Consider the following 11,118-nt stretch of genomic DNA (forward strand, 5'->3'; position numbering starts at 1 on the left):
CGCTCCGCCGACGACTCACCCATCTGGGCAGCCCACGTGGTCGCCATGGAAGCGGGGAGTGGCAACGGCATCGAGTACGAAACCGACCGGATGCGTTTCCTCGGGCGGGGCCATACGATCCGCATGCCCGCTTCCGTCATCGAGGGGCGCCCGCTGTCCAACACGGTCGGTCCCGTCCTCGATCCGATCTTCAGCCTCCGTGCAAAGGTCAGGATTGAGCCCGGGGCCACGGCACGGGTTGTATTCTCCACCATGGTCGCTTCCTCCCGTGAAGCGATCCTGCTGCTGGCCGACAAGTACCACGATCCGGCCTCCTACGAGCGGATAGTCACCCTCGCCTGGACCCAGGCCCAGATCCAGCTCCACTACCTGGGGATCGAGCGGGGCGAAGCCCACCTCTTCCAGCATCTGGCCAACCGCCTCCTCTATTCGGACCCTGCCGTGCGTCCCCGCGACGAAAGCCTGGCCCTCAACGCCTTGAGCGTTACCGGGCTCTGGAAGCATGGCATATCGGGGGATTTTCCCATCATCCTCGTGACCATCGACGATGCCGACGACCGGGGAATCGTCCGCCAGCTTCTCCGCGCTCACGAATACTGGCGGCTGAAGCTCCTGGCAGTCGACCTGGTGATCCTGAACGAACAGGAGACTTCCTACATCCAGGACCTGCAGCACTCCCTGGAGGGGATGGTGAGCACAAGCCTTGCCAGCGGCCGTGCTTTCCAGGAAAACCGCGGCAGAATCTTCGTCCTGCGCTCCGACCTGCTGTCCCCCGACGAGCGCCTCCTCCTGCAGACCGCCGCCCGCGCCGTGCTCAGAGCCCGGGAGGGGAGCCTGACCGAGCAGATCGTCCGGATGCGCCGCATGGAGGAGCGGACGGTCTACCCGGCGCGGCGCCAGTTCCTCCGGCACCCGGCTGAAGAGCCCCCCCTCGAGCCGCCGCCTCTGGAGTTTTTCAACGGCATTGGCGGTTTCGCCGAGAACGGGAAGGAATATGTCGTCGTTCTCGGCAGGGGCCAGCGCACTCCGGCCCCGTGGATCAACGTCATCGCCAACGAGAGCTTCGGTTTCCAGGTCTCCGAGTCGGGTGCGGGCTACACCTGGTCCCTCAACAGCCGCGAAAACCAGATCACCCCCTGGTCCAACGACCCGGTGTCCGATCCGCCAGGGGAAGCCCTGTACCTCTGCGACCGGGAGAGCGGCGCCATGTGGAGTCCGACGGCGCTGCCGATCCGTGTCGAGAGCGCAACCTACATCGCGCGGCACGGCCAGGGATACAGCCGCTTCGAACACCTCTCCCACGGCATCTGGAGCGAACTCGTGCAGTTCGTGAGCCTCAGCGACCCGGTAAAGATATCCCTCCTCGTCCTGGAAAACCGCTCCCCGGACCGGCGCAGCCTCTCGGCAACCGCCTATCTCGAATGGGTCCTGGGCTTTACCCGCACGGTCTCCGCACCCTACATCATCACCGAAAGGGATGACGAGACCGGGGCCATCTTCGCCCGGAACCCGTGGAATGCGGAATTCGGCAGCAGAATCACCTTTGTCGATCTCGGGGGGCTTCAGACGGCATGGACCGCGGACCGGATCGAATTCGTGGGACGAAACGGCACCCTGGAACAGCCGGCCGGTCTCATCAAGGATTCGGTCCTCAGCGGCAAGACGGGTGCCGGCCTCGACCCGTGCTGCGCCCTCCAGGCAACCCTTGAACTCGCCCCCGGGGAGCGGGTCGAGCTGCCCGTCTTCCTGGGTCAGGCGGAAGACCGGGAAAAGGCCCGCGAGCTGATCAGGCGCTGGCGCACGGCCGAGCCATGGAAAGAGCTCGCGGCGGTCAACGATGAGTGGGAGCGGATCCTCGGCACGGTCCAGGTCCGGACCCCCGACCCGGCCATGGACATCATGCTGAACCGCTGGCTTCTCTACCAGACCCTTGTATGCCGCTTCTGGGCACGGGCGGCGTTCTACCAGGCGGGAGGGGCCTACGGGTTCCGCGACCAGCTCCAGGACTCCATGGCCCTCGTCGTGACCGAGCCTTCCCTGGCCCGTCAGCACATCGTCAGGGCTGCCGGGCGCCAGTTCCGGGAGGGAGATGTCCAGCACTGGTGGCACCCCCCCACAGGACGGGGAGTCCGGACCCATTTCTCCGATGACCTTCTCTGGCTTCCCTACGTCGTCTCGCACTATCTGGAGGTGACCGAGGATGCCGGGGTCCTCGATGAGAGCGTACCCTTCCTGGAGGGGGAGGAGATTCCACCCGAACGGGAAGACGCGTATTTCGAGCCCCGCGTCACGGAGGAGTACGCGACCGTGTACGAGCACTGCGCCCGCGCCCTCGACCTGCGCCTCGCAACGGGGCGGCACGGCCTTCCGCTCATGGGAACGGGGGACTGGAACGACGGCATGAATCGCGTCGGTCACGAGGGGCGCGGCGAAAGCGTCTGGCTCGCCTGGTTCCTCCACAACGTCCTCTCCCGCTTCGCCCCCGTGGCTGCGGGACGGGGCGAGGGGGAACGGGCGGAAAAGTGGCTCGCCCATGCGGCCGGCCTCAAGGAGTCGCTGGAAAAGGAAGCGTGGGACGGTGCCTGGTATCGGCGCGCCTACTACGACGACGGCACGCCGCTCGGCACCGCATCAGGCTCCGAATGCCGCATCGACTCCATCGCCCAGAGCTGGGGGATAATCTCCGGCGCGGCGAATCCCGAGCGGGCGAAGCAGGCCATGAAATCGGTCGAGGAATCCCTCGTAAGAACAGGGGACTCCCTCATCCTCCTCTTCTCACCACCCTTCGACAAGACCCGGCAAGACCCCGGCTACATCAAGGGATACCTCCCCGGCATCCGCGAAAACGGTGGTCAGTACACCCATGCCGCGGCGTGGTGCGCCATCGCTTTTGCCATGATGGGCGAGGGGGACAAGGCCCACGAACTCTTCTCCATGCTGAATCCGGTCAACCACACCGCCAACCGCAACAGCATGCATCGCTACCGGGTGGAGCCCTACGTGGCGGTGGCGGATGTCTACTCGGAGCCGCCGCACGTGGGAAGGGGTGGGTGGAGCTGGTATACCGGCTCTTCGGGCTGGATCTACCGGGCGGGAGTCGAATGGATTCTGGGGCTTTCCGTGCGGGGAGACTCCCTGCACCTCGATCCATGCATTCCCCGCGCCTGGCCGGGGTTTGCCGTTACGTACCGGCACGGCGGGTCACGCTACGAGATATCCGTGGAAAATCCGAACAGGGTTACGAAGGGGATCGTCCGGCTCGAACTAGACGGCGAACCGCTCTCCGCGGCAGAGGGACGGGTGCCGTTGAGGGATGACGGGAGGGAACATGGGGTGACAGTTGTCATGGGGTAATGACGGCAGAAACTAGTGGGCGGCCTGACTAGTCCTTCGCCTGCTGGACCTGGTGCCTGATCTCGTCGTAGCGGCAGCAGGAGGTCAGGTGGTCATTCACCATCCCCACGGCCTGCATGAAGGCGTAGCAGATGGTGGACCCCACGAAATTGAATCCTCGCCGCTTCAGATCCTTGCCCATGGCATCGGACTGCTCCGTCCGGGCCGGCACCTCGGCAAGGGAGCGCCAGGCGTTCTGCCGGGGCCGGTGACCCACGAAGCCCCAGAGGTACGCATCCAGCGATCCGAACTCCTCCCGGATTCGCAGGACTCCCCGGGCATTCCTGATGGCCGACTCTATCTTCAGGCGGTTGCGAACAATCCCCGCATCGGCCAGGAGACGCTGCACTTCCGGCTCGGACCAAGCGGCGACCGTTTCCGCATCGAAATTGGCGAAGGCCCGGCGGTACGCCTCGCGCTTCCGGAGGATCGTCAACCACGAGAGCCCCGCCTGGGCACCCTCAAGGACCAGCATCTCGAAGAGGTGCCGGTCGTCGTGCACCGGAACGCCCCACTCGTCGTCGTGGTAGGAGATGTAGAGGGGGTCGGTGCCGGCCCATGCGCATCTGGTTTTCATGTCATACTCCGGTGAAAGGTCAGGGAGTCCGGTCCCCAAGCGTCAACCCCCGTATGAAGTTGCGGAGGAACTGGTCGCCGCAGGGCTTGTAATTTCGGTGCCCTTTGGCGCGGAACATCGCGGACAATTCTGACTTCGAGATCTGGACGCCGACTTTTGCCAGGAGCGCCAGCATTGCCTCCTCATTCAGCTCCAGCGCTATCCTGAGTTTCCTCAGGATCAGGTTGTTGTTCAGCACCCCTGCCGCTTCCCTGGCAGCATCGGGCTTTTGCTCCTGCGGCCCTCTCCGGGAAATGATCAGGCCATCCAGGAATGCCCCCATCACAGAGTCATCGCAGGCAGCAAAGCCCGGCTCTTCCTCTTTTTTCAGCAGCTTCAGCACATCGATCGGTTTGATGTCATGTCCGCCCAACGCGCATAATCCGGCAATGGTTTCGCCATTCAGGTTCAGCGCGTAGCGGAGCCTGCGGAGCAGATCGTTATTGGTCATGGTTTGTCCTTTGCGTGAGTCCCGGCAGGTGCGGCCGCCAGCTTTTCGATGCTTCCGACCAGGCGGGTGAAATAATCGGGGATGGGGGTTTCAAAGGTCAGCCGTTTGCCGCTGACCGGGTGAGTAAATGAGAGCGAACGGGCATGGAGCGCCAGATTACCATGGGCCTCGTTGCCTTTGCCATATTTTCTGTCCCCTACGACGGGGTTGCCCATTTCCGACAGGTGCACCCGTATCTGGTGCTTGCGTCCGGTAAGGAGGTGGATTTCCAGCAGGCTGAACCCTTTCGCCTCCTTGATGACCGCATACTCCGTATGGGACAGCTTCCCCTGCGCCGCATCAGGGGTTGAATAGACCTTAAGGGCACTGTTCTCGGCCAGGCAACTGCTGATCGTCCCTGCTTTCACTGCGAGTCTGCCATGGACGACCGTGAGGTAGCGCTTGTCGGTATCCTGCCAGTGCTCCTGCAGATACATCTTGGCGGCTTCGCTCTTGGCGAGGATCAGGATGCCGGAGGTATCCCGGTCCAGGTGATGGACGATGTAGACCCGGTTTCGGGAGCGGGGATCACCCTTGCGGACGTACTCGTTGAGAATGGTATGAACCGTTCGCGACTTGTCCCGATCCGTCCCTATCGTCAGGAGGCCGCACGGCTTTTCCACCACGATGACATCCTTGTCCTCGTAAAGGATAGTAAGTCCTTTGGGGTGATGTCTGGTTTGTGGGCGTTTAGCAGCAGGCATGGCAGTCCTCGATGGTGGTATTCTAAACAATATCGGCCAGTTACCGCCGCACTATAGCAGATTGCGCCGAAAAACTACAGCGAATCATTCGATTTTTACAATATGTTTCAACAAGTTACAATTTCCGAACAGACATCAATTAAAAACTCCTCTTCTTTTTCTGCCGCCACCGGTTGCGCCTTCCGGTTGTTGTGATAATTTTATAATGGTTTTAATAAGTTGGGCATGGCGTCAGATGTGCCGACTCATGGACCGTTCGTCCAGAGATTATCTTTGCCCCCGCCTCGGGCTCATTCCCCTGCATTCTGTAAATCAATTGACAGTCCCATGACATCTGTAGGAGATGCGCTGTGAGCCTATTCGTTCGAATTATGAAATCCTTTGATTTTTCGCGGATTCCCGACGATATCTTCGCCACGGTAGAGGAGCCGATTCGCTACGACGTGTTCAGCGCGGAGCGTCTGGAGCAGCATGCAGAGAGCCTCGCGGCCATGCAGAAGGTTACGGACTACCCGCGCAAGGGGCACAGGCTCACGCCGCGCATTCACCAAAACGGGAAGATCCTCCAGGCGTCCTACTACGCCGTTGCCGAATCGGTCAGGGAGCAGCAAGCGATCACCCCGGCCGCCGAATGGCTCCTCGATAACTTCCACATCGTCGAGGAGCAGCTGCGGGACATCCGGGACCACCTCCCTTCCGGGTATTACCGGGAGCTTCCCAAGCTCGCCGGAGGTCCGCTCAAGGATTACCCCCGCGTCTATGAGCTCACCTGGTCCTTTGTCGCCCATACGGACAGCCGCTTCGACCCGGAGCTGCTGATCCGCTTCGTCCGCGCCTGCCAGCGAGTGCAACCCCTTACCATCGGCGAGCTGTGGGCCGTCCCCACCACCCTGCGCATCGTACTCATCGAGAACCTCCGCCGCGTTGCCATCCGGATCGTCGGGTCGCAACGGGCGCGCCTGGAAGCGGACCGGATTGCCGACGACCTCCTGGGCATCAGCGGACGGCCGCCCCAGGAAGCGGAGGAGAGGCTGGGGGAAATGGAGAAGACGCCGCTTCTCACAGCCTTTGCGGTGCAGCTGGTACAACGGCTGCGCCACCAGGGGCCCGATGTCTCCACCGCCATGGAGTTGCTCACCGAAAAATTGGCCGCGCAAGGAACAACCCCGGACGAAGTCGTTTTGCTCGAACATAACCTCCAGGCAACCGCCAACGTGACGGTACGCAATATCATCACGAGCATGCGGCTCATCTCGGCCTATTCCTGGGACGCCTTTTTCGAAGAGGTCAGCCTGGTGGACGAGGTCCTCCGCACCGATCCCCTCTTCGCCGACATGGATTTCATCACCCGCGACCGTTACCGGCACGGCCTTGAAGAGCTGGCAAAAGGTTCGAAGCTTCAGGAACTGGAGATTGCCCGCCTGGTAATAGCCAAAACGGAAGAGGCGCGGAAAAAGGCGTGGGAAAGCGGCGAAGCGGCCGACTGGCGCCTGCTGGATCCCGGTTATTACCTGATTTCCAAAGGACGGCCGTCCTTCGAGAAAGAGATCGGCTTCCGTCCGTCGCTGCGCCGAAAATTTCTGCGCATGTATATCGCCCATGCAACACCAGCCTACCTCGGGAGCATCTGCCTGGCGACCCTTCTCCTGGCGGCTCTCCCGCTGCTGGCGAGCGCTGACGCGGGGGTTTCGCCCCCGTGGCTCTTTCTTTTGGGCCTGTTGGCGCTTTTGCCCGCGTCAGACGTGGCGGTGATGCTCGTGAACCGGATCCTGGCGGCGCAGATCGGCCCGCGCCACCTCCCCCGACTGGAGCTCGCCGCCGGAATCCCTTCATCGCTGCGAACCTTTGTGGCGGTGCCGACCCTTCTCATCAGCGAGGCGGAATCAGAAGAGCAGGTCGGCCTCCTCGAGGTGCACTACCTGGCGAATCCGTCCGGCGACGTCCGTTTTGCCCTGCTGACCGACTGGCCCGACGCAGACGCCGAGATCCTTCCCGGAGACACGGAGCTCCTTCAGTACACGGCACACCTGATCGAAAATCTCAATGTGCTCCACGGACCCGCCCCCGACGGGGGAAAGCGGTTTTTTCTCTTCCATCGCAAACGCCTCTGGAACGAAGGTGAACGGAAATGGATGGGGTGGGAGCGCAAGCGGGGAAAACTTCATGAATTCAACCGGCTGCTGCGGGGAGCGCCCGATTCCAACTACATCCCGGTCGACGGTTTACCCCCGCAGCCGCCGCCGGACGTCCGCTACGTCATAACCCTCGATGCGGACACCAAGCTTCCGGTTAAAACGGTGAACGAGCTTGTGGGAAGCATGGCCCACCCCCTCAATCTCCCCCGCTTCGATGAGCGCCTGGGGCGCGTGGTCGAAGGATACGGGGTGCTCCAGCCGCGCATCATCCCTTCGTTCCCCACCCGCTCCGACCGCACCCTGTATCACCACCTCTTTTCCGGGCCATGCGGCGTTGACCCTTACGCCTTCGCTGTTTCGGACATCTATCAGGACCTCTTCGGGGAAGGGTCGTTCACCGGCAAGGGGATTTACGACGTGGACGCCTTCGAGGTTTCGCTGGCGGGCCGCGTGCCGGAAAACGCCATCCTGAGTCACGATCTCTTCGAGGGGACCTTCGCCCGCTGCGGGCTGGCAAGCGACATCACGCTGTTCGAGGAGTTCCCCTCCCATGCGGAGGTCGCCGCTTCCCGCCACCACCGGTGGGCGCGGGGTGACTGGCAGCTTCTCCCCTGGATTTTCGGGAGACGGGGCAAGGGCATCACCATCATCGCCCGCTGGAAGATGATCGACAACCTGCGGCGCTCCCTCTCCGCGCCGGGGATGCTGTTTCTCCTCCTCGCTTCCTGGCTCGTACCGGCAGCCCCGCGCGGCGTGTGGGCACTGTTCGTCCTCGCGAATATCGCCTTCCCGGCATTTCTCTCCCTCATCACCGGCCTGGTGCCGCACCGCCGCGGCATTTCCATGAGGAACCACCTGCGTGCCCTGTTCGGCGACCTCCTTGTGGGCGCCGGGCACGCGGCCGTCGTCCTTACACTGCTTGCCCATTACGCATGGCTGATGCTGGACGCCATCTGCCGTACCCTCGTGCGCCTCTTCATAACCCGCCGAAGGCTTCTCCAATGGGTGACCGCCGCCCATGCTAAAAAAACCTCCGCCTTTTCGTCGCGCTTCTTTTTCCAGCGGTTTCTCGGCGCCGAAGGCATAGCCCTGGCCTCCCTGCTTCTGACGGCCCTCCTCGCCCCCGGAGCGCTTCCCGCGGCCGTCCCGTTCATCGTGCTCTGGGCAGCCTCCCCCTTCGTCATGCGCCAGCTCAGCATCCCCCCCGCGACCAGTCAGGACGAGATCCAGCCGGAACGGGAAGTGACGCTCCTGCGCCTGACCGCCCGGCGCATCTGGCGCTTTTTCACCACCTTCGTGACGGCCGGGGACCACTGGCTCCCTCCCGACAACTTCCAGGAAGAGCCCCATCCGGTCATCGCCCACCGGAGCTCCCCGACAAACTTCGGTCTCTATCTCCTTTCGGTCGTTGCCGCCCGGGACTTCGGCTGGATCGGCCTGTCCGACGCAGTGGACAGACTCGATGCAACCATGGGTACCCTGGGGGAACTCCCCCGTTTCCAGGGGCACTTTTACAACTGGTACGAAACCCGGGATCTGCGGACGCTGGAGCCAAAGTACATCTCATCCGTGGACAGCGGGAATCTTGCCGGCCACCTCCTCGCCCTCTCCCAGGCGTGCAGGGAGATGACGCAGCGCCCCCTTCTATCCCCGGCCGACCTGAAGGGGATCGGCGACACCGCATGCCTCTTTCGCCATGCCGTGGAGGAGCTCGGCACGGGGGAGGATGTCCGGCGCCTGCTCGACTCCATTGGAGATATCGAGGCCGGCATCGCTGCCGCACCGGCCGGTTTCGCCGCCCAGGCCTCCTGTTGGCGCGCGCTGGAGGCCAAAGCGGAAGCGATCGTCGCCTCGTTCGGAACACCCGCACAAGGGAACGCGGAGAAGGGAAGAAGCGAAGCGCAGAGCTGGGGAGAGCTTCTCCTTGACGACATCAGAAGCCATCGGCGCGACGCCGACCTCCTCCTCCCCTGGGCCATGATGCTGGAAGGATGGATGCCTGAGATAAAGGGAGCCGTGGGGGAAGAGCAGGAGCTCTGGAATGGCCTCCTCGACCTTCTCGGGCCCGACACCCCCCTGGCGCGCATGCCCGATCGCTGTGAAGCCGCAGTCGAAAAGCTTTTGCAGCTGCAGGTGCTCACCAATGCACGGGAGCGCCGTGCCCGCCTCGACACTCTGATCGGGGCCTTCGAGCTGTCGGGAGAGATGTGCGGCATACTGACGGAGCGCCTGAACAGGATCGCCGGGAGCGCGCGGCAACTTTTCGACGAGATGGACTTTCGTTTTCTCTTCGACCAGGACTGCCGGCTCTTTTCCATAGGCTACCGCGTCGACGAAAGGCGCCTCGACCCCAGCTTCTACGACCTCCTTGCCTCGGAATCACGCCTCACCAGCTTCATCGCCATCGCAAAGGGGGAAGTTCCCCCTGCCCACTGGTTCCGGCTGGGCAGGGTGCTGATCCCGGTCGAAAAGAGTGCGGCACTTGTCTCATGGTCCGGCTCGATGTTCGAATATCTCATGCCCTCCCTCGTAATGTACACGCCGCGCGGCAGCCTCCTTGATCAGACGTGCCGGATCATCGTCGAACGCCAGATCAGCTACGGAAACGAGAATGGCGTGCCGTGGGGAATCTCCGAATCGGCCTACAACACCCGCGACCTCTCCTTTGCGTACCAGTATTCGGCCTTCGGCATCCCCGGCCTGGGACTTAAGCGCGGCCTCGGCCAGGACCTGGTGATCGCCCCCTACGCCTCGGTGCTGGCGGCAATGTATGCCCCTGCCGCGGCGGCACGAAACTTCAGGTGGCTCGAAGAAGTGAACGGGCGCGGCCCCTATGGCTTCTACGAAGCCCTGGATTTTACCCGCGCCAGGCTTCCCGAGGGGACCAAGGCAGCGATCGTCAAGGCATACATGGCACACCACCAGGGGATGTCCCTGGTGGCCCTGGACAACGTCATCCATGACGGCATCATGCGGCACCGCTTCCACCGCGAGCCGATGATCCATGCAGCCGAGCTCCTCCTCCAGGAACGGATGCCCCGCGACGTCGGCGTTGCCCGCCCGCTTGCCGATCAGGTCCAGACCGCGAAGGTATGGGAAGCGGTCCAGCCGGTGCTGCGCCGTTTCCACACCCCCAACCACCGCCTCCCCTCGACACACCTTCTGTCCAATGGCCGGTATGCCGTCATGGTCACCGCCGCCGGCTCCGGTTACAGCCGCTGGCGGGATATGGCCGTCACGCGCTGGCGCGAAGACGTGACCCGGGACGCATGGGGAAGCTATATCTTCCTGCGCGACATGGAAAGCGGCACCGTCTGGTCCGCGGCCTACCAGCCGACGGGGGTGGAACCGAAGCGCTACGAGGTGACCTACGCCGAGGACAGGACACGCATCGTCAGGCACGACGAAACCCTGATCACCACCCTGGAGATCATCCTGTCGCCGGAGGATGACGCCGAGCTGCGCGCCCTCTCCATCACCAACAAAGGGACAACAACCAGGGAGATCGAGGTCACCTCATACGCAGAGATCGTCCTCGCCCCCCAGGGTTCGGACATCGCCCACCCCGCCTTCTCCAACCTCTTCGTCCAGACGGAATATCACCGCGCCTCCACAGGGCTTCTGGCCCACCGACGTCTCCGCTCCGCCGACGACTCACCCATCTGGGCAGCCCACGTGGTCGCCATGGAAGCGGGGAGTGGCAACGGCATCGAGTACGAAACCGACCGGATGCGTTTCCTCGGGCGGGGCCATACGATCCGCATGCCCGCTTCCGTCATC

5 protein-coding genes are annotated in these 11,118 nt (G+C 63.1%); 2 read left to right on the forward strand and 3 right to left on the reverse strand.

Going from position 1 to position 11,118, the window contains the following annotated elements:
* On the forward strand, nt 1-3,354 hold a 3,354-nt coding region (locus RCH91_RS20970), incomplete at its 5' end, for a GH36-type glycosyl hydrolase domain-containing protein (protein ID WP_373694419.1).
* 28 nt (nt 3,355-3,382) lie between these two features.
* Here RCH91_RS20970 and RCH91_RS20975 read toward each other — a convergent pair.
* From RCH91_RS20975 to RCH91_RS20985, 3 genes are read right to left on the reverse strand one after another with little or no spacing between them, the layout of a single operon-like run.
* The gene (locus tag RCH91_RS20975; protein ID WP_306537370.1) at nt 3,383-3,970 is read right to left on the reverse strand and encodes a DNA-3-methyladenine glycosylase I; all 588 of its coding nucleotides are present in this window, start codon (nt 3,968-3,970) and stop codon (nt 3,383-3,385) included.
* 19 nt (nt 3,971-3,989) lie between these two features.
* Nucleotides 3,990-4,460 (reverse strand): DUF1456 family protein, encoded by a 471-nt coding sequence (locus tag RCH91_RS20980; protein ID WP_306537372.1) that lies wholly within the window; start codon nt 4,458-4,460, stop codon nt 3,990-3,992.
* A complete protein-coding gene (locus tag RCH91_RS20985) occupies nt 4,457-5,203 on the reverse strand; it encodes an RluA family pseudouridine synthase (protein ID WP_306537374.1) in 747 nt (248 codons plus the stop codon). Before RCH91_RS20985 ends, RCH91_RS20980 begins: the two co-directional genes overlap by 4 nt.
* A gap of 350 nt (nt 5,204-5,553) precedes the next feature.
* Between RCH91_RS20985 and RCH91_RS20990 the strand changes: the two genes are divergently transcribed.
* Nucleotides 5,554-11,118 (forward strand): glucoamylase family protein (locus tag RCH91_RS20990; protein WP_306537376.1); only part of this gene is annotated, 5,565 nt, incomplete at its 3' end.

Origin of the sequence: Geobacter sp., assembly GCF_030834625.1 — a bacterium.
Lineage (GTDB): Bacteria > Desulfobacterota > Desulfuromonadia > Geobacterales > Geobacteraceae > Geobacter.